This is a genomic window from Streptomyces albospinus (genome assembly GCF_014648695.1).
Taxonomy (GTDB): Bacteria; Actinomycetota; Actinomycetes; order Streptomycetales; family Streptomycetaceae; genus Streptomyces; species Streptomyces albospinus.
Map to the genome: position 1 here is coordinate 104125 of NZ_BMRP01000021.1, position 20228 is coordinate 124352.

The window sequence follows — 20228 nt, forward strand, 5'->3', positions numbered from 1 at the left end:
GTGAAACGGCCTGCGTGGGGACGGCGCGCCCTCGGTGAAGCTCGCCGTGAAGAGCGAGCTGTTTCACGTGAAACAGTGCAGGCCGTGAAACATCGCCGGGCTCGGCGCCCCCGGTCCGGCTCAGCCCTGGCGGAGGATCCGCTCGATGACGGCCGCGACGCCGTCGTCGTTGTTGGAATCCGTACGGCGCGTGGTCGCGGCCAGGACGTCCGGGTGCGCGTTGGCCATGGCGTACGAGGTCCCGGCCCAGGTGAGCATCTCGATGTCGTTCGGCATGTCCCCGAAGGCGACGACCTCGTCCGGCGAGATCCCGCGCTCCGCGCAGCAGCGGGCGAGGGTGCCGGCCTTGCTGACCCCCAGGCCGCTGATCTCCAGCAGGGCCGTCGGGCTGGAGCGGGTGAACGATGCCAGATGGCCGGCGGCGGTACGGGCCAGGGCGAGAAAGGCGTCCGGGTCCATCTCGGGATGGTGCGCGAGCAGCTTGAGCACGGGCTGGTCGGGGGCGGCGGCGCTGCCGGCGGTATCGGCTGCGTCCGGCCCGGCCGGATCGGCGTCGGACGAGTACGGCCCGTCGGTGCCGGCGCCGGCCTCCGGCTCCGCGCTCAGCGGTGGGGCGAAGCCCTCGGCGAGGAGCTTCTCCGCCGGGGCGATGGCGGCGGCCGGGTCGAGGAGGAAGGGCGGGTACTGCGGCTCGTAATGGATGCCGCCGGTGCGCTCCACAGCGAACGAGGTGCCCGGCGCCGCGGCGCGCAGGGCGTGGACGACATCGAGCGCGACGGCCCGGTCCAGCGGGCTGACCTCGACGATCCGGTAACCGCGGTGCAGGTCGACGACGGCCGCACCGTTCGCACAGATGGCCAGGCCGTGGCCGTGGACATGGTCGCTGACCACGTCCATCCAGCGGGCCGGGCGCCCGGTGACGAAGAACACCTCGATGCCGGCCTCTTCCGCGGCGGCGAGTGCGGCGATCGTCCGGTCGGAGACCGTCTTGTCGTCGTGCAGCAGGGTGCCGTCGAGATCGGTGGCGATCAACCGGGTGGGCCGGGGCGTCACGGCCGGCTCGGGCGCGCGGGGTGGCGTGGCGGAGGCGTCAGTCACGGGGCCATCTTCGCGTACCGGTACGTACAGGCGTGCGGTGGGTGGCGCAGATGAGCCGCTGCGCCGGGCGCGGAGGCGGGCCGAGGGCAGGCGGGGCGCCGTTGCCGGGCCCGCCGGGGGCCGCTCCCGAGGCCGGATTCGATCGCTCAGGGACGGCCGTACGCTCGTAGGTATGCGACTGAGCACTGTGATCCTGCCCGTCCGCCGCTGGTCCGAAGGCGGAAAGGAGGTGTGGCAGCGCGCCGAGGAGCTGGGTTTCCACGCCGCGTACACCTATGACCACCTCTCCTGGCGGAGCTTCCGCGACCAGACCTGGTTCGGCGCCGTCCCGACGCTGACCGCAGCCGCCGCCGTGACCTCCCGGATGCGGCTGGGCACCCTTGTCACCTCGCCGAACTTCCGGCACCCGGTCACCCTCGCCAAGGAACTGATCTCGCTCGACGACATCAGCGACGGCCGGTTCACCCTGGGCATCGGCGCCGGCGGCGACGGCTTCGACGCCACCGCGCTCGGCCACGAGGCGTGGTCGCCGCGCGAACGGGCCGACCGTTTCGCGGAGTTCACGGCGCTGCTGGACGAGCTGCTGACCCAGGACGTCGTCTCGCACCGGGGCGAGCACTACTCGGCGGACGAGGTGCGCAACATCCCCGGCTGTGTGCAGCGACCGCGGCTGCCGTTCGCGGTGGCGGCCACCGGGCCGCGCGGACTGAAGCTGGCGGCCCGCTACGGCCAGGCATGGGTGACGACCGGCGACCCCAAGGTCACGAACGCGGGCGGTACACCGGCCGAGTCGCGGGAGGCGATCCGCGGGCAGATCGAGCGCCTGGAGAAGGCGTGCGCCGATCTCGGGCGCGACCCCGGCGAACTGCGGAAGATCATGCTGACCGGCTTCTCCCCGGACCGCCCGCTGGACTCCCTGGACGCCTTCGTGGACTTCGCCGGCAGCCACGCCGAGCTGGGTATCGACGAGCTGGTCATCCACTGGCCGATCGCCGATTCCGTCTTCGAGGCCGACACCGCGGTCTTCGAGCGGATCGCCACGGAGGGGACGGCGCAGCTGGGCGCCCGCTAGCGGGCCGGCGGGCCCGTGGCTTCGCGGCCGGTTTCCCCAGGGATCCGGCCCGGGCTTTACCCCGTATATAGCCTCGAAGAGGGAGAATCGGGACAGCGGCGCAGTGTGCGGTACGTGGCGCGCGGAGGCTGGACGGCGCGCGATCGGGTCGGGACACTGCGCGAAGTGCGGTGCGTTGTGGAGGAGCCATGGCACAGACCCGATTCGCCCCGGACCGCGGGCTGACCTCGCGCATGGTGACGACGATGTTCTTCATCGGACTGCTGTACGTCGTGGTCGTCGGCGCGCTGGTGGTGCTGCTCAAGGGCGCCTGGGTGGTGGTGCTGCTGATCGCGGGCACCATGTTCGTCGCGCAGTTCTGGTACAGCGACCGGATCGCGGCCTTCAGCATGGGTGCGCGCGAGGTCACGCCGGAGCAGGCTCCCGAGCTGCACGGCGCCGTGGACCGGCTGTGTGCGCTGGCCGATATGCCCAAACCGCGGGTGGCGATCGCCGAGTCGGATGTGCCGAACGCCTTCGCGACCGGCCGCAACCAGAAGAACTCGATGGTGTGCGCCACGACCGGGCTGCTCAGACGGCTGGAGCCGGAGGAACTGGAGGGCGTGCTGGCGCATGAGCTCTCCCACGTCGCGCATCGCGACGTGGCGGTGATGACCATCGCCTCGTTCCTCGGCGTGCTGGCCGGCATCATCACCCGCGCCGCCCTGTGGAGCGGCGTCGGGCGCAACAACCGGGACCAGAACGCTGCCATCGCCGTGCTGATCGTCACCGCCGTCAGCGTGGTGGTCTACGCCATCAGCTTCCTGCTGACCCGGCTGCTCTCCCGCTACCGCGAGCTGTCCGCCGACCGGGCCGCCGCCCTGCTGACCGGCCGCCCCTCGGCGCTGGCCTCCGCGCTCACGAAGGTCACCGGGCAGATCGCCCGGATCCCCACCGAAGACCTGCGCAAGGCCCAGCCGTTCAACGCCTTCTACTTCGCGCCGGCGTTCAACAAGGAGACCTTCAGCCAGCTGCTGTCCTCGCACCCGACGCTGGAGCAGCGGCTCGACCAGCTCGGCCGGATCGCGGCGGAGCTGGGGCGGCCGTGAGCGGCAGGGCCGGCCGGCGCGGCGGTGACCGCGCCGCATCACCGGAGCAAGGGATCAAGGAGTAATCCGCGCATGGGATTTCTGGACGCCATCCTCGGCCGCAGCAAGCCGGTACGCCCCGATCTCGACCAGCTCTTCGCGCTGCCGTCCGCCGCCGTCACCCTCCAGGCGGCGGCCGGTTTCGAGCCCACCGGACTGGGGTCGGTGTGTTTCGCGAGTGTCGAGGGCGGGGCGTTCTCGCGGATCCAGGAGGAGGCGCGGTCCCTCCTGGACGGCTCGGTGGAGTTCACCCAGGACTCCTACGGCTATACGTGGCTGCTGGTGCGGCACTCCCCGGAGGACGTCGCGGGTCTGGTCAACGATCTCCATGCGGTCAACACGTCTCTGGAGGAGGCGGGTTTCGGCCCGCAGCTGCTGTGCTCGCTGCTGGGTTTCCGTGATGCGCGGCAGCGGTCGCTGGCGCTGGTCTACCTCTACAAGCGCGGCACGTTCTACCCCTTCGCCCCACAGGCCGGCGGTGGCGAGAAGCGCGACAACCCGCTCGAACTGCAAATGCGGGCGTTGCTCGGCGACGATCTGGCGATCGAGAAGGATCTGGCGCGGTGGTTCCCGGTGTGGGGCGCACCCGGTCTCTGAAAGGCGCCACTGACCTGGGCCTCTGCGCAGGACGAGGCTCAGCCGGGGAAGCGGAGGAACTCCGGCGGCACGCGGTCGGTCAGCCAGACCCCGTTGGCGCTGACGCGGAAGACGTGGCCCTTCCGGTGCATCGCCGCCGCGTCGACCGTCAGTACCACGGCCTTGCCGCGCCGCGCGCCCACCCGGGTCGCGGTCTCCCGGTCCGGCGAGAGATGCACAGCATGGCGGGACATCGGCCGCAGCCCCTGCTCCCGTATGGCGGCCACGCTGCGGGCCACCGTGCCGTGAAAGAGGCGGCCGGGCGGTACCGCCGGCGGCAGACCGAGGTCGACGCGCACGGAGTGGCCCTGATTGGCGCGGATCCGGCCGCCCTCCAGGGCGTAGCGCTGCTTGTCGCTGCCGGCGACCACCGCCTCCAACTCCGCCCGGGAGAACGGAAATCCATGCCGCTCGGCCGCCTCGATGAGCTCCGTCACCGGGACCCAGCCCTGCGCGTCGAGGACGATGCCGATCCGCTCCGGCTCATGGCGCAGATGCTTTGCCAGATACTTCGAGATCCGTACGGAACGCTGATGGTTCATGGCTCCAGGATGCTGCGGCGCGGGCGCCGCGGCATCTGAATTCCCGGTGCGCTGACGGCCGGCGGTCGGCCGGGCGCGCCCGTCGGTGCGGAGCGTGCGTCACTCGCCGCCGGGCTGCTCCGGGCTCGCCCCGCCTTCGTCGTCCTGTCGTCCGCTGCCGTCCTGCGGCGTCTTGGGGTGCTTCGCACGGGCCAGTTCACTCGCCTTTCTGGCCTTCGCGCTGGTCACCTCCTCGGCGGCCCAACGGGCCCACTCCTCCTGGGTGGCCGACATTCGCAGACCGTATTCCAGGGCGATCCGGCCGTAGACAGAGATCATCTCGTCGTCCCATTCGGAAACCTCGTCGATCTGCTCGTACGTGGAGTGTGCGCGCGCGGCGGACTCGGCCTGGGTGAGGAGATATGCGCGCGCTTCGAGCGGCGTGAGGATGCCGAGGAAGAAGACGCGCAGCAGACCGTCGTGGCGCTGCGGGCCGCTGGGCGCGATGTCGGTGAGCCAGTGGCGCAGCTCGGTCAGGCCGTCCTCGGTGATCGCGTATTCCTTGCGGCCCCGCGGGCCGTGGGCCGTCACCTCGACGAGGCCCGCGGTCGTGAGCTTGTTGAGCTCGCCGTACACCTGGCTCTGGGTCGCCGGCCAGACGCTGGCGAGCGAGGCGTTGAACAGCTTCATCAGGTCGTAGCCGCTCGCCGGGGATTCGGACAGCAGGCCCAGAACGGCATGTCTCAAGCTCATGGTCAGCACTTTACCTTCCACTCTCGACATGTCAATGATGGAATTTCCAGCTTCGACATGTCAGAGTTGGAATGTGGCTGGGAGGGCGACGCCGTCCTCGGTCCCGACCGCGTGCTGCGGTCGCTGCCCCGGCCCTGGCGTTGTGTGCCGTCGCCGACCCGTCGTGAGCGGGCGCGAACAAAGAGGGGGAATCATGAACTATCTGCGGGGCTTCATCCCATGGCTCGTCTTCGCGGGAGTGTCCGCCGCCGGCTGGCAGTGGGGCGCGCTCGCCGGCCTGGCGGCCTCGGTGGTGCTGCTCATAGCGGACCGTGCCGCGGGTCTGTCGCTCGACACGCGACTGCTGGAGTACGGCACGATCGCGTACTTCGCGGGTCTCGCCGTCCTGGCCTTCGCTCACCCCGACAGCAGCCTCAAGGCGTACAGCAGCGCACTGTCGATGGGCTGGCTGGCCCTCATCGCCTGGGTGTCGATCGCCGTCCGGCGTCCCTTCACGCTGGCGATCGCGCGCCGGGTGGCCCCGCCGGAGGTCTGGCAGACGGCCCTGTTCCGCCGCATCAATGTCGTGCTCACCGCCGCCTGGGCACTGTCCTTCACCGCCTCCGCGCTCGCCCAGGCCGTCATCGCCGCCTATGGCATGAGCGCGGTCTTCTCGCTCCTCGTCCAGATCGCCGGATTCGTTCTTCCCGTCCGCTTCACCGCCGCCTATCCGGAGCGGGCCCGGGCCCGCTTCCAGCAGCAGTCCGGTGCGCGGCTCGACACCCAGGAGGGCCTGACCTCATGACCACCACATCACCGGCGGGGGTTTCCGAATCCTCCGCTCCCGCACCGCACCTGGCCGGAAACTTCGCCCCGGTCATGGACGAACTGACCGCCTACGACCTCCCGGTCACCGGCACCATCCCGCCGGAGCTCACCGGCTGGTATCTGCGCAACGGCCCCAACCCGCGGGATGCGGCCAGCGCGCACTGGTTCTTCGGCGACGGCATGGTCCACGGTGTGCGTCTGGAGGGCGGCCGGGCAGTCTCCTACCGCAACCGCTGGGTGAGCACCTCGACCTTCACCGACGGCATCCGGGTCAGGGACGCACAGGGCCGCCCCAACCTGGCGGCGGGAGTGGCCAACACCCATGTCGTCCGGCACGCCGGGCGCACCCTGGCACTGGTCGAGTCGTCCTTCCCCTACGAGATCGACTGCCGCCCCGGCCATGAGCTGGAGACGGTCGGCCCGCATGACTTCGGCGGTCGGCTCACCACGGCCATGACCGCCCACCCCAAGACCTGTCCCACCACCGGTGAGCTGCACTTCTTCGGCTACGGTCGCGCCACACCGCCCTACCTGACCTATCACCGCGCTGATGCGCAAGGGGAGTTGGTGGTCAGCCGCCCCGTCGACGTCCCGGCGTCGACGATGATGCACGACTTCCATCTGACGGCCCGCCATGTCGTCTTCATGGACCTCCCGGTCGTCCTTGACCGCAACCGCCCCGGCTTGCCCTACAGCTGGGATCCGGAGTACGGCGCCCGGCTGGGCGTACTGCGCCGCGACGATCCCTACGGGGAGGTCCGCTGGCTGTCCATCGACCCCTGCTATGTCTTCCACTCCCTCAACGCCCATGACGACGGCGAGCAGCGGATTGTCCTCTACGTCTCCCGCTATGCCTCGCTCGACGGGCGCGGCACCCCGCCCTGCCTGTGGCGCTGGACGATCGATCTCGCCTCCGGCACGGTGGCCGAGGAGCAACTCGACGACCAGCCAGGCGAGTTCCCCCGGGTCGACGACCGCCTTGCCGGGCTGCCTGCCCGCTTCGGCCATGTATCGGCAGGTGAGTCGCCCGGTACGGGCCTGGTTCCGGGCGCCCTCATCCGCTACGACCTGGAGACGGGGGCGGCCGTCCGCCATGACTTCGGCCCGGGGCGCACCCCGGGGGAGGCGGCCTTCGCTCCCGCGGACGACCGTCCGGGCGGACCGGGCTGGCTGATCACCTACGTCTACGACGTGACCACCGATACCAGCGATCTCGTCATCCTCGATGCGGAGGACATATCCGCCGGCCCTGTCGCCACGATCCATCTTCCGCAGCGTGTTCCGTACGGATTCCACGGCAACTGGCTCCCGGATACGGCCGGTTGAGACAGCCCGCAGGGGTGGTCGGGGAGGGGTGCGCCCGGCTTGGTCTTTGACAACTGGAGAGAGAAGCCGCAGCGGGAGTGGAAGGGCCCGGGCCCGCAGGGAGCCGCGGAGGAGGGAGGAGGCTGAAGGAGAGGGCTGAGGGCGAGCCGGCGAGGCGTGCACCCTGGGCAGGTCAGTGTCCAGGGGCTTCGCTGGACTCGGTGCCGGGGGTGTTGGCGTAGCTGCCCCGGGTACCAGGCGCGCCGGCATCCCGAGCATCGTTGACGGCTCGGACCTCGCGGGCGGCCGAGGCGAGGGCGTCCATGGTGCGCGCCTGCACCTCGCGGTGTGCGGCGGCGGCGATGAAGGCGGCCGTGTTCTCCGGGCCCACCAAGCCCCGTACGGCCTGGACAGCCTCGGTGGGGAGGAGGACCGCCTCGAAGCCCGGCGCGGAGCGGGGGGCTGCGCCGGGCCCGGGGGCGGACTCCGGCTCGGGGACCACCGTGGGCTCAAGACCGGCCGCCGGCCCGGCGGTCTGAGACACGAGGGTGGCTGCCGGCCCAGGGGCCGTGGCCGTGGTGGGGGCGTGGGGCGGCCAGGGAACATGCGGGCCCCCGGACTCGCAGCCCACCCGCACTGTCCCTTCCTCTTCCCCGACTTCTGCCCCGCCCCCTGCCCCTGACCCGTCCGTCTCCCGGGCAGTGGGCGGGAGGGCCTCCATGAGGTGGTGACGGAGGTACCGGGCAGCGAGGGTGCGCATGGCGCGGGCGAGTTCGGCGTCGATGGTCTGCTGGGCCAGAGGGCGCAGACGGCGTACGAGAGCGGCGGCCTCGGCCGCTTCGGCCTCGGTGGGCGGATGGTCCAGGAACGGCTGGAAGACGTGCTCGGTGGTGAAGTCCAGGAAACGGGAGGCGATATGCTCGACCTGTCCGCGCACCTCTCGCAGATGACCGGAGATCGCCAGGAGGGGGACGCCCGCGGAGTGCAGTTCGGCGGCGACGGCGAGTTCCTGCGGACTCGGGACGAGGAACGCGTCGTCCTGGCCGGGGACGCGTTCCAGGACGCCCAGGGCGACGGCCTCGGCCACCGCCTTCTCGTTGGAGGTGCCACCGAAGGCGGAGTCCAGTTCGGCACGGGTGATGCGGGCCGCCTTCTCGTCGCTCCACGGTCCGTCGATCTCGGCGACCAGGCCCAGGACTCCACCGAGGCCGCGCCCCGTGTCCCAGGCTTCGAGGAGTTCCTTGATGCTGGCGAGGGTGTAGCCGCGATCGAGCAGATCGGAGATCTGGCGCAGCCGGGCCAGGTGGGGGTCGCCGTAGACATTGGCCCGGCCGCGGCGTTCCGGGCGCGGGAGCAGCCCCCGGTCCTGGTAGGCGCGGATGGTGCGGACCGTGGCGCCGCTGAGGTGGGCCAGGTCCTCGATGCGGTACTCGGCCGGCGGCGGCTGCTCGGTCACTGCGGTGCTCCTTACGGGACGGCCGCCTCGGGGAGGGGCCGCGTGACAAGGTAGCCGTCGTACGGGCGGCTGCCCTACGGGGTGGGCGCACTACGGGCCGGCCGTCCTGCGAGGCAACTGCCGGGTCGTCCTGCGAAGCGACCGCCGCGGCGGCCGCCGTACGGCACCGACTGCCGCGCCTGACGGCTGCTTTGGGGGGCGGTCATCAGGCGAGTCTGTTGCCGGGACGTACGGGGGACGGCGGCGCCACGGGCCGTCGACGGGTGACAGGTGGGCGTTCCGCCGGACGGCCAGGCATCGCAGGAGGGCCGCCGGGGGCGGACGGCTGGTGCCGTTACGAGAGCGCCGCGCGGCCCACCGCGCCTGCCGCGGCGCGGGCGGCCGGGGAGGAGGCGAGGTAGGAGACGGCGGTGCGGAGCGAGCCTTCCTGGGAGGGATGGTACGACCGCCGCAGGTAGCGGGGTATCGCCGCTCCCAGCTCACGCCAGGCGGGAAGCAGTCCCTTGCGTACTGCGCGGTTGTGCTCGCGCAGCGAATAGCGGGAGCGGGCGGCGAGCTGAGGGTCGTGCCGCAGGAGGTAGGACGCGCCCCAGGTCCAGAGGTAGATCAGGACAGGGGCCGTCACGGACATGCCCAGGAAGCGGCGGGCATAGCGGGCGGGTTCCTCGCCGCCGGTGTGCTGGTACATGTCGAAGGCGACCGCCCGGTGTTCGACCTCCTCGGCGCCGTGCCAGCGCAGCAGGTCGAGCATCACCGGGTCGGGCCCGGCGCGGTCCAGACCGTCGGCGTCCAGGACCCAGTTGCCGAGCACCGCGGTGAACTGCTCGATGGCGGCGATCAGGGAGAGCCGGAAGCGCAGCCACTCCGTTTCGGGGACCGGGAGGCCGAAGGGCGGCTTGTCGCCCAGGAGGTAGGCGAACAGGAAGTCGACGTGCCGGGTGTAGGGGGCGGTGTCGAGGTCCTGATGGGCCAGGTGCTCAAGGACGTAGGAGTGCTGGACGCTGTGGGTCGCTTCCTGGCCCATGAACCCCTTGACGTCCTGGAGGAGTTGCTCGTCGCGGACCAGCGGGAGGGCTTCCTTGAAGACCCTGACGAACCACCGCTCGCCCGCCGGCAGCAGCAGATGCAGCACGTTGATGACGTGGGTGGCGGTGGGTTCGTCGGGTATCCAGTGCAGCGGCGTCCGGCGCCAGTCGAACGCGACCCGGCGTGGCGCGATGGTGTGGTGCTCCTGGGGACGTGGCGTGCTCATGCGCGGCTCCTGACGTGCGCGGTTCTCCTGGTCTCGGCGGGGCGGGCCGCCGGGCCGGGGTCTCCGGCCCGGGGCACGCCGCGGGGTGGGGCTTCGGGCGGGCGGGACGGACCGGTTACACCGGCGGTTCGATGCGGGCGAGGGCGCGCAGCGCGCGCGGGGTGAAGCGGGACATCAGATGGGCGCCGCGCGCTTCGGGGGTGACCGGCACCACCGCCTGGTTGCGGACCACCGCGCGCAGGATCGCGTCGGCGACCTTCTCCGGCGGGTAGTTGCGCAGCCCGTACATCCGTGCGGCCTTGGCCTGCCGGCGCTTCTCCTCTTCGGCGGAGACGCCGGTGAACCGCGCGGTGCTGGTGATGGAGGTGTTGACGAGCCCGGGGCAGATGGCGGAGACGCCGATGCCCTGGCCGGCCAGCTCGGCGCGCAGACACTCGCTGAGCATGAGGACGGCCGCCTTGGAGGCGCTGTAGGCGGCCAGGATCCGGGACGGCTGGAAGGCGGCGGCCGAGGCGGTGTTGACGATGTGGCCGCCCTGTCCGCGGTCCGCCATCCGCTTGCCGAAGATCCGGCAGCCGTGGATGACGCCCCACAGATTGACGTCCAGGACCTTCTTCCAGTCCTCGGTACTGGTCTCCAGGAAGGAGCCGGACAGGCCGATGCCGGCGTTGTTGACCAGGACGTCCACGGTGCCGTATTCGGCGTCGACCTTGTCGGCGAGCTTCTCCATCGCCGCCTCGTCCGCGACGTCGACGACCTCGCCCCATGCCTGCGGGGCGCCGATCAGCCGCGCCATCTCGGCGGTGCGGGCGGCGCCCTCCGCGTCCCGGTCGACGGCGATGATCCGCGCGCCGGCCTCCGCGAACGCGAATGCCGTGGCCCGGCCGATGCCGCTGGCCGCGCCGGTCACCAGCACCAGCTGGCCGCCGAACCGATCGGCGTACGGGCCGGCGGCCACGACCTTCTTCGCAGGATCTCCCTCTTCCTTGGAGGTGATGAACTCGGCGATCCAGGAGATGAGTTGGTCGGGCCGGGTGCGCGGCACCCAGTGCTTGGCCGGGAGGGTGCGGCGGACGAGCTCGGGCGCCCACTGCTCCAGGTCGTCGTAGAGCCGCTGGGAGAGGAACGCGTCGCCGGTCGGGGTGATGAGCTGGACCGGGCAGTGTGCGTAGGCGTCGGCGCGCGGTCGGCGCAGCCGGGCGCGGACGTTGTCGCGGTAGAGCCAGGCGCCGTGGGCCGCGTCGGTGGGCAGCGAAGCCGTCGGGTAGTCGCCGCCCGGCACCTTCTCCACCCTCTGGAGGATGCTCGGCCAGCGCTTGCCGAGCGGGCCCTTCCAGGCCAGTTCGGGAAGCACGGGGGTGTGCAGCATGTAGACGTACCAGGACTTGGCGCCCTGGTTGAGCAGTTGGGCGGCCCGCCGGGGGGTGGGGCGCGACATCCGCTTCTTGATCCAGTGGCCGAAGTGGTCGAGGGACGGCCCGGACATGGAGGTGAAGGAGGCGATCCGGCCCTCGGTGCGCCGGACGGTGGCGAACTCCCATGCCTGGACGGAGCCCCAGTCGTGGCCGACGAGGTGGACCGGGTGGTCGGGGCTGACGGCGTCCGCGACGGCCAGGAAGTCATCCGTCAGCTTCTCCAGGGTGAAGCCGCCGCGCAGCGGCTGCGGTGCGGTGGAGCGACCGCAGCCCCGGACGTCGTAGAGCACCACATGGAAGCGCTCCGCCAGTCCGCGGGCGACCTCGGACCAGACCTCCTTGCTGTCCGGATAGCCGTGCACCAGCACCACCGTGGGCCGGTCCGGATCCCCGAGCTCGGCCACGCACAGCTCGATGCCGCCGGTGCTTACCCGGCGCTCCCTGGCCCCCTGGAGGCCGGCCCCGGTCATCGGCGGCTGCCCGTGACCCGGCCGCCGGTTCCGACGCCCGTCCCGTCCACGTCCCGTGTTCACGCGGCCTTCTCCTCCTGCCAGCGCCGCACATGCGGCAGATCGTCGTCCAGCCAAAAGGCGCTTTCCTGCGGGTTCTTGGAGTCCGTGACGACCAGGATCTCCTCGAACTTCGCGCCGGTGCCCCGGAATCCGAGATGTGGTTCGACCGCCCAGAGCCCCGGCTGCGGCGGGTGGTCGGAGAAGGTGTACGGGCTCCACAGCGGTGACCAGCCGTCGCGGTGCCCGTGCAGCGCATCGGAGGCGAGGCCCTTGAGGGACTGGGTGCCGAACCCGAAGAGGGTCGGTGACCAGCGGCGCTGCCTGACCGGGTCGATCTTGTGCGCGATGACGCCGAAGGGGTAGGCGCGGTGACGGTTGGCGTACCCCTGGCGCACCATCAGGCGGTCGACGTCCTCGTAGATCTCCTTCAGGGGGCGCCGTTCGCGGACCTCGCGCAGGATCAGTTCCCGATGCGCTTCGAGGTCGGCGAGCAGTCGGTCGTGCACGGGATTGAGCCCCAGGCAGCCGGAGTAGCCGATGTCGGCGGTGAACCCCTTGTGGACCGGTGCCATGTCGAGGATGAAGGGCATCCCCGGCTCCAGCTCGCGGTTGGTGGGGAAGAACTGGAGCGGAATGCGGAAGTTGACGAACGCCGTGCGGTCGCCGAACCACGCGAAGGGCAGATGGAACCAGTCCTGCACTCCGCGCTCGCGCAGCCACTCGCGCTGCATCCGTGCCGCCGCGCGCTCGGTGATCCCGGGCTTGAGCTGGGCGGCCACGGCTTCCGCGCAGGCGTAGGCGAGCCGCTGCACCTCCCGGAATCCCTTGAGCTCGGCGGTGCGTTCTCCGGTTGCTGCTGAGGTCGCTGAGGTGACTGAGGCCATCGCCAACCGTCCGTCCGTAAGCGGTGCATCGCGGTACGTGCCCGTAACTTGACACTGATGAATGTGACAATGACCGGCGGCTGCGTCAAGGGGTGCGCAGCCGACGAGGCAAAGCCCACGGCGACTCCGCTCCACGATCCGCTCCGCGATCCGCCCCGCGATCCGCCCCGCGATCCGCGCTGCGCCCCGGTCCGGTGGAGGGGCACGCTCCGCTCCTTCCGGAGGTGTGTGTTCCGGTCCCGGGTCCACGCGAGACCGGCTGCGGAGTACGTGCCCCTGACTCCGGAGTAGCTCAAAGCAGGAGACCCCTACGGGCATGTAGTACCGGAGGGGTATGCGGATACCACCGCCTGGGTTGACGACGGGTGTGGCGGGCGCCCCTACCGTCGAAAGCGTGACAGTGATCGTGACCGAAAGCCTGAGCAAGCGGTACCCGCGGGTGACCGCCTTGGACCGGCTCTCCGTTGACATCGCCCCCGGCGTGACCGGCCTGGTGGGTGCCAACGGCGCCGGAAAGTCCACCCTGATCAAGATCCTTCTCGGTCTGGCCCCGGCCACCGAGGGGACCGCCCATGTCCTCGGCCTGGACGTGACCAAGGACGGCGGCACCATTCGTGAGCGGGTGGGCTACATGCCCGAGCACGACTGCCTGCCGCCGGACGTCTCGGCCACCGAATTCGTCGTGCACATGGCCCGGATGTCCGGCCTGCCGCCGACCGCCGCCCGCGAGCGCACCGCCGACACCCTGCGCCATGTAGGGCTCTACGAGGAGCGCTACCGCCCCATCGGCGGCTATTCGACGGGCATGAAGCAGCGGGTGAAGCTGGCCCAGGCGCTGGTCCATGATCCGCAGCTCGTGTTCCTGGACGAGCCCACCAACGGCCTGGACCCCGTCGGACGGGACGAGATGCTCGGCCTGATCCGGCGCGTCCACACCGACTTCGGCATCTCCGTCCTGGTCACCTCCCACCTCCTCGGCGAGCTGGAGCGCACCTGCGACCACGTGGTCGTCATCGACGGGGGCAAGCTGCTGCGGTCCTCGTCCACGGACGAGTTCACCAAGGCCACCGCCTCGCTGGCGGTCGAGGTCACGGACACCGACGCCCATCCGGACGGCACCGAGGCGCTGCGCGCGGCCCTGGCCGCCGCGGGCGCCGTGGTGTCCGCGGGCGGCCCCGGCACCGAGGGCTTCGCCTCCCCCGGACATGTGCTGTTCGTCGAAGCGGCCGGCGAGCAGATCTACGACGTGGTCCGCGACACCGTCGCCGGGCTGGGACTCGGCCTGGTGCGGATGGAGCAGCGGCGGCACCAGATCGCCGAGGTCTTCCGGGACGCGGACGCGCGGACCGGTGCGCAAGCGGAGGGGAGCGGAACAGCGGGGCAGGACGCCGGGCGCCCCGCCCCCGTGGGCGGAGGTAACGGAGCATGAGTACGGAAACCACGCCCGGCGGGGCCTACATCCACAACATCGGCTACCGCCATTACGACGGGCCCCGCCTGGGCCGCGCGTATGCCCGGCGGTCGCTGTTCTCGCAGAGTCTGCGCGGCGCGTACGGCCTCGGGCGGTCCGCGAAGAGCAAGGTCCTGCCGATGCTGCTCTTCGGGGTGATGTGCCTGCCCGCCGGGATCATGGTCGCGGTCACGGTGTTCACCAAGGCCGGCAACCTGCCGATCGGCTACACCCGTTACGCCATCTACCTCCAGGCCGTCATCGGCCTCTATCTGGCGTCACAGGCCCCGCAGTCCGTCTCGCGTGATCTGCGCTTCAAGACCGTCCCGCTGTATTTCTCCCGCCCCATCGAGCGGGCCGACTACGTCATGGCGAAGTTCGCGTCGATGGCCGGTGCGCTGTTCATCCTCACCGCCGCGCCGCTGGTGATCCTCTATGCCGGTGCGCTGCTGGCGAAGCTGGACTTCCTCGACCAGACCAAGGGGTTCGGCCAGGGGCTGGTCTCCAGTGCACTGCTCTCGCTGCTGTTCGCCGGGATAGGGCTGGTCGTCTCGGCGCTCACCCCGCGCCGCGGATTCGGCGTCGCCGCGGTGATCGCCGTGCTCACCATCCCGTACGGCGCCGTCAGCGCAGTCCAGGGCATCGCCTCCTTCCGGGGCAGCGAAGCCGCCGTCGGCTGGCTCGGGCTGTTCTCCCCCATCACGCTCATCGACGGTGTGCAGTCGACGTTCCTGGGCGGCAGCAGCTCGTTCCCCAACGGCCAGACGCCGTCGACCGCCGCCGGAGTCGTCTACGCCGTCGTCTCGCTGCTCGTCATCGCCGGCTGCTACGCCCTGCTGATGCGGCGCTACCGGAAGGCCGGCCTGTGACCTCCCACCCGTCGCCCACCACCACCCCGGCACGAAGCGCTTCGCGCTGCCTCTTCTTGTCGCCGTCACCCACCACCACCCCGGCACGAAGCGCTTCGCGCTGCCTGTTCTCGTCGCCGTCGCCCGACCGCCACCCCTCAAGGAATGGGCTGCGCCCATGAGTACTCTCCGCATCGACCATGTCTCGCGCTGGTTCGGGAATGTCGTCGCCGTCAACGACATCACGATGACCATCGCCCCCGGTGTCACCGGCCTGCTCGGCCCCAACGGCGCCGGAAAGTCCACCCTCATCAACATGATGGGCGGCTTCCTCGCCCCCTCCACCGGCACCGTCACCCTCGACGGGACGACGATCTGGCGCAACGCCGGAAGCTACCGCCACATCGGCATCGTTCCGGAGCGGGAGGCGATGTACGACTTCCTCACCGGTCGCGAATTCGTCGTCGCCAACGCCGAGTTGCACGGCCTCGGGCGGGCCGCGGCGGCCCGGGCGCTGGCCACCGTCGAGATGGAGTACGCCCAGGACCGCAAGATCTCGACCTACAGCAAGGGCATGCGGCAGCGCGTGAAGATGGCCTCCGCGCTGGTCCATGACCCGTCCGTGCTGCTGCTCGACGAGCCGTTCAACGGTATGGACCCGCGGCAGCGGATGCAGCTGATGGAACTGCTGCGGCGGATGGGCGACGAGGGCCGTACGGTCCTGTTCTCCTCGCACATCCTGGAAGAGGTCGAGCAACTGGCCTCGCACATCGAGGTGGTGGTGGCCGGCCGGCATGCCGCCTCCGGCGACTTCCGCAAGATCCGCCGGCTGATGACGGACCGTCCGCACCGCTATCTCGTACGGTCCGACAACGACCGGGCGCTGGCCGGGGCGCTCATAGCCGACCCCTCGACCGCCGGTATCGAGGTGGACTTCGCCGAGGGCGCGCTGCGTATCCAGGCCGTCGACTTCGGCCGGTTCACCGAACTCCTGCCGCGGGTCGCCCGCGACCACGGCATCCGCCTGTTGACGGTCTCGCCCTCCGATGAGTCGCTGGAATCCGTCTTCTCCTATCTCGTAGCGGCCTGAGGCCAGAAAGGAGCCCTGAGGCAGCATGTCCACGACCTCTCCTACGGCCCCGCCGGCGCCCGCCGCCGCGCCCAAGGCCGCGCTCTTCCATCCGACCGTCGCCCGGCTCACCTACCGCGCCCTGCTCGGCCGGCGGCGCGCACTGATCCTCTTCGCGCTGCCCGCCATGCTGGTGGTCATCGCGATCATCATCCGCGTGCTGACCGGCGCCGATGACACCACCGCAAGCGGCATCCTCGGCGGTTTCGCACTGGGCACGATGGTCCCGCTGATCGGGGTGATCGCGGGGACGGGCGCGATCGGGCCGGAGATCGACGACGGCTCGGTGGTCTACCTCCTGGCCAAGCCGGTGCCGCGGTCGACGATCATCTTCACCAAGCTGCTGGTCGCAATCGGTGTGACGGCCGCCTTCTCGGCGATACCGGTCCTGGTGGCCGGCTTCGTCCTCAACGGCAACAGCCAGCAGATAGCCGTGGCGTACGCGGTGGCGGCGGCGGTCGCCTCGGTCGCCTACAGCGCCCTGTTCCTCCTCTTCGGCACGATCACCCGGCACGCCGTGGTCTTCGGCCTGGTCTACGCCCTGGTCTGGGAGGCGTTCGTGGGGAACCTCGTTCCCGGTGCGCGGACCCTCAGCGTCCAGCAGTGGGCACTCGGGGTGGGCCAGAAGATCGGCGCCGAGGGCGCCCTGAGCTCCGACGTCCATCTGCCACTCGCCATCTGCCTGCTGGTCGGCGTCACCGCCACGGCGACGTGGTACGCGGGACGGCGGCTGAAGGCGCTCACGCTGGCGGGCGAGGAGTAGACGAGGAGTAGACGAGCAGCGGACGAGAAGGGGAGCAGACGAGGAGCAGACGAGGAGTGGCGGGGAGTGGGAAGCAGGGGGAGGCGGCGGGGAGCCGGAGTGGTCGGGGCGGTGGTGGAGCGGTGGCCGGTGAAGTGTCGGTGGCGTGCCGGTAGTTGGTGCGCAGCCACCCCCGGTGCCGCCTCCGCGCCGGTATCGCCTCCGGCGCTGGTCCGTCCGCCGGGGTTGGTCCATCGGCCCCGGCGCCGGTCTGTCGGCCGTCGTTCCTCTGCTGCTCGGTCGCTCTGCCGTCGGGGCTGCCCTGTGGTGTGGGTCGGCGTGAGCGGTGGTTTCGTCCGGGTGTGGGCGGGCTAGCCGGCGTTCGCGGTGGTGTTCTTCTGCCGGTTGTCGAACTCCCGGACGTTTCGTAGGTGTTCCTGGTAGTTGGCGGTGAAGCGGGTGTCGCCCGGTTTCACGGTGACGAAGTAGAGCCAGTCGCCCGCCGGCGGGGCGCTTGCCGCCTTCAGCGCGTCGGCACCCGGATTGTCGATCGGGGTGGGCGGCAGGCCCTCGTTCCGGTACGTGTTGTACGGGCTCTCGGTCCGGGTGTCGGAATGACTGGTGTGGAGCGTGCTGCGGCCCAGCGCGTAGTTGATGGTCGAGTCCATCTGAAGCGGCATGTGCTTGGCGAGGCGATTCTCTATCACCCGGGCGACCTTGCCCATATCGGCCGGGCTGTCGGCCTCGGCCTGCACGATGCTGGCGATCACGACGGTGCGGTAGGCGGTGACGCCGTCGTCGGCGAGCCGCTGGTTGGCCGTCTTGACCATGTACGTGAGCAGCGACGTCGGGGTGGTGTCCGAGAGGATCGGATACGTCGCCGGGAAGAGATAGCCCTCCGCATTGCCCTTCGCCGCGGCGGGCAGCGGGAGGTGCGCGGTCTCGGCGGTCTTCGCGGTGGTGCCGTCGGGCAGGTGCAGGGCCCGGTCGGCGGCGGCGTAGACCTGTGAGGCCCGCTGCCCTTCCGGGACCGTCAACTCCCCTTGCTGCCGCTCGCGCAGCAGCCGCGGCACGATCAGTACGGCGAGGATGGCCACGACACACAGAACAGCGACGAGAAGGAGCCAGCCGGTGCGGGAGAGCCGCGGGCCGGGCCGGCGAACGGTGTGCTGACCATCGCTCATGAGGGCACGGTAGGACAGACGACGGGGGTGTGGGGCGTTCTGGGCGTGCGGGAGCGCAGGTGGGGGTGGGGGACTCCGGGGGACTCCGTTTTTCCCGTAGCGCCGCCGGGTGCACTCCACTTGGTGGTGGGGTGGGGTGGGGTGGGGTGGGGTGGGATGGGGCTGCTGGTCGTGGGTGGTGGCGGATGGTGGCGGGTTACCCAGTCCCGGGCCTTCCCATAACCGAGGCTCGGCCACGGGCCCCGGAATCCCTCACCCCCACGGCCAGTGGGCTGTATGCCGAGGGGCGGCCGGGGCGAGGGCGCGGACGCGGGCGTTGGCGCATGTATGGGTTGGGTCTGCGGGAGCGCGACGGGCTGAGCTCCTGGGGCCGTTGGATGTGGAGCCCCTGCGGGATCGCGGGATGGCGGGACAGCGGGATCGTATCCGTATCCGTATCCGTGTCGGTGTGTGGGCTCTTCGGGAGCAATTGGGGCCGGTTGCCTGGTGGTTCGGTGCCGAACTCTTGGCGCTGTCCGTAACGCGGCGTCTTCTCCGCGGTGTTCGCTAAGCGCTCTCTCCGATGCGGCGGTCGCGGCCTGCGCCCAGGCCCAGGAGGGACAGGCCCGCGCAGACGGCGAGCAGGAGGAGGAGCGGAACGGTCCAGCCGGAGGTGGCCTGATGGACGGCGCCCAGGGCCAAGGGGCCGGCGGCGGCGAGGAGGTAGCCACCGGTCTGGGACATGCCGGAGAGGCGGGCGGCGGTGTGGGCGTCGCCGGAGCGGAGGACCATCATGGTCAGGGCCAGGCCGAGGGCGCCGCCCTGGCCGATGCCGAGGACCGCCGCCCACAGCCAGGCGCCGGCCACCGGGGCTACCAGCAACCCCATGACGCCGCAGGCCATGAGGGTGGAGACGGCCACGCCCAGCAGCCGTTGGCGCCGCATCCGGCCCGCGAGCATCGGCACCACGAAAGAACCGGCCATCTGCACCAGCGTGCTGAAGGCGAAGACCAGGCCCGCCTCGCTCTTGCCCATGCCGTGGTCGGTGAAGATCGTCGGCATCCAGGCGATGATCACGTAGGCGATCAGTGACTGCGAGCCCATGAAGAGCGTGACCTGCCAGGCGAGCGGGGAACGGCTCAGTTTCGGGCCGGTTGCGGTGCCGCGGGCGGGAGTTGCCGCGGCTTCGCCGTGGTGCTCCCCCATAGCCTCAAGGGCATGGGAGGTGCCCCCATCGCGGCGGGTGATGAGGGCCTGGGGGATCCAGACGAGTCCGGCGACGGCGGCGAGCAGCGCCCAGGAGACGAGGGAGCCCTGCCAGCTGCCGAGGGAGTTCTCCAACGGGACGGCGGAGGCGGCGGAGAGGGTTGCGCCCATGATCATCGCGGTGGAGTAGAGCGCGGTCATGCCGGCCGCGCGGTCCGGGAAGTCCCGCTTGATCAGGCCCGGCATCAGCACGTTGAGCAGGGCGATGGACGCGCCCACCACCGCACAGCCCGCGAAGAGCGCGGCCACCGGCGGGGCGATCCGCAGCACGATGCCGCCGCACAGGGCCACCAGCGCGCCGCACAGCACTGCCTCGGTGCCCCAACGGCGCGCCAGTTTCGGGGCGATGATCGAACCGAGGCCCATGAAGATCAGCGGGATGGTGGTCACCAGGCTGCTGGTGGTAGCGGCCAGGTGGAAGTGGTGGGCTATTTCGCCGACCAGGGGAGAGACACCGGCGAGGGCGGCGCGCATGTTCACCGCGGCGAGGACGATGCCGGTCAGCAGGAGGGCGGGGTGTGTGCGCAGCCGGCGGCGGGCGGCGGCGACCCGCGGTGTCGCGACCAGATCTTCTTCGGCGTCGACCGGGTCGATTGCGTCGATCGCATGGATTGCGTCGGGCGCATGGATTGTGTCGGGCGCATGGATTGTGTCGGTCACCTCGCTCGCGTAGTTCGGGTCGATCGGGTCGGTCGGGTGCGCCGGGGCGGTGGGAACCGTCGGGGGAGCGGTGGCGGGGGTGGCCGAGGAGGTGTCCACGGGGGCTTCGGACCTGGGCCCAGACATGCGTGC

At 70.9% G+C, this 20228-nt stretch carries 18 protein-coding genes; 9 read left to right on the forward strand and 9 right to left on the reverse strand.

Annotation, left to right across the window (positions count from 1 at the left end; genetic code table 11):
• Positions 1-120 precede the first annotated feature (120 nt).
• Positions 121-1098, reverse strand: a complete 978-nt coding sequence (locus IEZ17_RS26340) for an HAD-IIB family hydrolase (RefSeq protein ID WP_189304236.1) — start codon at positions 1096-1098, stop codon at positions 121-123.
• A gap of 172 nt (positions 1099-1270) precedes the next feature.
• On the opposite strand from IEZ17_RS26340, the gene IEZ17_RS26345 reads away from it, so the two are divergent.
• The 3 genes from IEZ17_RS26345 (at position 1271) to pspAB (ending at position 3894) form a co-directional block, all read left to right on the forward strand.
• The gene (locus IEZ17_RS26345; protein ID WP_189304238.1) at positions 1271-2170 is read left to right on the forward strand and encodes an LLM class flavin-dependent oxidoreductase; all 900 of its coding nucleotides are present in this window, start codon (positions 1271-1273) and stop codon (positions 2168-2170) included.
• Between the two features lie 188 nt (positions 2171-2358).
• Positions 2359-3258, forward strand: coding sequence for a zinc metalloprotease HtpX (gene htpX / locus IEZ17_RS26350; RefSeq protein WP_189304240.1), 900 nt, complete (start codon positions 2359-2361; stop codon positions 3256-3258).
• A 72-nt stretch (positions 3259-3330) separates the two neighbouring features.
• Positions 3331-3894 (forward strand): PspA-associated protein PspAB, encoded by a 564-nt coding sequence (gene pspAB / locus IEZ17_RS26355; protein ID WP_189304242.1) that lies wholly within the window; start codon positions 3331-3333, stop codon positions 3892-3894.
• Positions 3895-3932: 38 nt separating this feature from the next.
• On the opposite strand, the gene IEZ17_RS26360 is transcribed toward pspAB, so the two are convergent.
• Together IEZ17_RS26360 and IEZ17_RS26365 are read right to left on the reverse strand one after the other, a co-directional pair.
• Positions 3933-4475, reverse strand: coding sequence for an RNA 2'-phosphotransferase (locus IEZ17_RS26360; protein ID WP_189304243.1), 543 nt, complete (start codon positions 4473-4475; stop codon positions 3933-3935).
• Between the two features lie 99 nt (positions 4476-4574).
• Complete coding sequence (locus tag IEZ17_RS26365; RefSeq protein ID WP_189304245.1) at positions 4575-5207, reverse strand: PadR family transcriptional regulator; 633 nt, start codon at positions 5205-5207, stop codon at positions 4575-4577.
• 193 nt (positions 5208-5400) lie between these two features.
• Here IEZ17_RS26365 and IEZ17_RS26370 point away from each other — a divergent pair, with 193 nt between their 5' ends.
• Together IEZ17_RS26370 and IEZ17_RS26375 are read left to right on the forward strand one after the other, a co-directional pair.
• Positions 5401-5991: a DUF3159 domain-containing protein gene (locus tag IEZ17_RS26370; RefSeq protein WP_189304248.1), complete on the forward strand. Its 591-nt coding sequence runs from the start codon at positions 5401-5403 to the stop codon at positions 5989-5991.
• Positions 5988-7340, forward strand: coding sequence for a carotenoid oxygenase family protein (locus IEZ17_RS26375; protein ID WP_189304250.1), 1353 nt, complete (start codon positions 5988-5990; stop codon positions 7338-7340). Before IEZ17_RS26370 ends, IEZ17_RS26375 begins: the two co-directional genes overlap by 4 nt.
• 172 nt (positions 7341-7512) lie before the next feature.
• Here the strand turns inward: IEZ17_RS26375 and IEZ17_RS26380 are convergent, their stop codons facing one another.
• The 4 genes from IEZ17_RS26380 to IEZ17_RS26395 all read right to left on the reverse strand — a co-directional run bounded on the left by IEZ17_RS26380 (position 7513) and on the right by IEZ17_RS26395 (position 12838).
• On the reverse strand, positions 7513-8775 hold the full coding sequence (locus IEZ17_RS26380; RefSeq protein ID WP_189304252.1) for a MerR family transcriptional regulator: 1263 nt from the start codon (positions 8773-8775) through the stop codon (positions 7513-7515).
• A gap of 334 nt (positions 8776-9109) precedes the next feature.
• Positions 9110-10027 (reverse strand): metal-dependent hydrolase, encoded by a 918-nt coding sequence (locus tag IEZ17_RS26385; protein ID WP_189304254.1) that lies wholly within the window; start codon positions 10025-10027, stop codon positions 9110-9112.
• 115 nt (positions 10028-10142) lie between these two features.
• Complete coding sequence (locus tag IEZ17_RS26390; RefSeq protein WP_189304301.1) at positions 10143-11912, reverse strand: SDR family oxidoreductase; 1770 nt, start codon at positions 11910-11912, stop codon at positions 10143-10145.
• A 59-nt stretch (positions 11913-11971) separates the two neighbouring features.
• A complete protein-coding gene (locus tag IEZ17_RS26395; protein ID WP_189304256.1) occupies positions 11972-12838 on the reverse strand; it encodes a M24 family metallopeptidase in 867 nt (288 codons plus the stop codon).
• A 334-nt stretch (positions 12839-13172) separates the two neighbouring features.
• Here IEZ17_RS26395 and IEZ17_RS26400 point away from each other — a divergent pair, with 334 nt between their 5' ends.
• The 4 genes from IEZ17_RS26400 to IEZ17_RS26415 all read left to right on the forward strand — a co-directional run bounded on the left by IEZ17_RS26400 (position 13173) and on the right by IEZ17_RS26415 (position 17028).
• A complete protein-coding gene (locus tag IEZ17_RS26400; RefSeq protein ID WP_229852644.1) occupies positions 13173-14267 on the forward strand; it encodes an ABC transporter ATP-binding protein in 1095 nt (364 codons plus the stop codon).
• On the forward strand, positions 14264-15157 hold the full coding sequence (locus IEZ17_RS26405) for an ABC transporter permease subunit (protein WP_189304258.1): 894 nt from the start codon (positions 14264-14266) through the stop codon (positions 15155-15157). Before IEZ17_RS26400 ends, IEZ17_RS26405 begins: the two co-directional genes overlap by 4 nt.
• Before the next feature lie 157 nt (positions 15158-15314).
• Entirely contained in the window at positions 15315-16226 is a 912-nt protein-coding gene (locus tag IEZ17_RS26410) for an ABC transporter ATP-binding protein (RefSeq protein WP_189304260.1), read from the forward strand.
• 25 nt (positions 16227-16251) lie between these two features.
• Entirely contained in the window at positions 16252-17028 is a 777-nt protein-coding gene (locus tag IEZ17_RS26415) for an ABC transporter permease subunit (protein WP_189304262.1), read from the forward strand.
• 350 nt (positions 17029-17378) lie between these two features.
• Here IEZ17_RS26415 and mltG read toward each other — a convergent pair whose 3' ends face one another.
• Together mltG and IEZ17_RS26425 are read right to left on the reverse strand one after the other, a co-directional pair.
• A complete protein-coding gene (mltG, locus tag IEZ17_RS26420; protein ID WP_189304264.1) occupies positions 17379-18191 on the reverse strand; it encodes an endolytic transglycosylase MltG in 813 nt (270 codons plus the stop codon).
• Positions 18192-18737: 546 nt separating this feature from the next.
• Positions 18738-20048 (reverse strand): CynX/NimT family MFS transporter, encoded by a 1311-nt coding sequence (locus IEZ17_RS26425; RefSeq protein WP_189304305.1) that lies wholly within the window; start codon positions 20046-20048, stop codon positions 18738-18740.
• Positions 20049-20228 lie beyond the last annotated feature (180 nt).

Bases quoted from the DNA above. Each gene is read 5' to 3' on its own strand.
- htpX (WP_189304240.1), top strand. From the start codon at position 2,359: ATGGCACAGACCCGATTCGCCCCGGACCGCGGGCTGACCTCGCGCATG.
- IEZ17_RS26415 (WP_189304262.1), top strand. From the start codon at position 16,252: ATGTCCACGACCTCTCCTACGGCCCCGCCGGCGCCCGCCGCCGCGCCC.
- IEZ17_RS26385 (WP_189304254.1), bottom strand. From the start codon at position 10,027: ATGAGCACGCCACGTCCCCAGGAGCACCACACCATCGCGCCACGCCGG.
- IEZ17_RS26360 (WP_189304243.1), bottom strand. From the start codon at position 4,475: ATGAACCATCAGCGTTCCGTACGGATCTCGAAGTATCTGGCAAAGCAT.
- IEZ17_RS26400 (WP_229852644.1), top strand. From the start codon at position 13,173: ATGCGGATACCACCGCCTGGGTTGACGACGGGTGTGGCGGGCGCCCCT.
- IEZ17_RS26370 (WP_189304248.1), top strand. From the start codon at position 5,401: ATGAACTATCTGCGGGGCTTCATCCCATGGCTCGTCTTCGCGGGAGTG.
- IEZ17_RS26390 (WP_189304301.1), bottom strand. From the start codon at position 11,912: ATGACCGGGGCCGGCCTCCAGGGGGCCAGGGAGCGCCGGGTAAGCACC.
- mltG (WP_189304264.1), bottom strand. From the start codon at position 18,191: ATGAGCGATGGTCAGCACACCGTTCGCCGGCCCGGCCCGCGGCTCTCC.
- IEZ17_RS26345 (WP_189304238.1), top strand. From the start codon at position 1,271: ATGCGACTGAGCACTGTGATCCTGCCCGTCCGCCGCTGGTCCGAAGGC.
- IEZ17_RS26365 (WP_189304245.1), bottom strand. From the start codon at position 5,207: ATGAGCTTGAGACATGCCGTTCTGGGCCTGCTGTCCGAATCCCCGGCG.
- IEZ17_RS26410 (WP_189304260.1), top strand. From the start codon at position 15,315: ATGAGTACTCTCCGCATCGACCATGTCTCGCGCTGGTTCGGGAATGTC.
- IEZ17_RS26375 (WP_189304250.1), top strand. From the start codon at position 5,988: ATGACCACCACATCACCGGCGGGGGTTTCCGAATCCTCCGCTCCCGCA.
- pspAB (WP_189304242.1), top strand. From the start codon at position 3,331: ATGGGATTTCTGGACGCCATCCTCGGCCGCAGCAAGCCGGTACGCCCC.
- IEZ17_RS26395 (WP_189304256.1), bottom strand. From the start codon at position 12,838: ATGGCCTCAGTCACCTCAGCGACCTCAGCAGCAACCGGAGAACGCACC.
- IEZ17_RS26405 (WP_189304258.1), top strand. From the start codon at position 14,264: ATGAGTACGGAAACCACGCCCGGCGGGGCCTACATCCACAACATCGGC.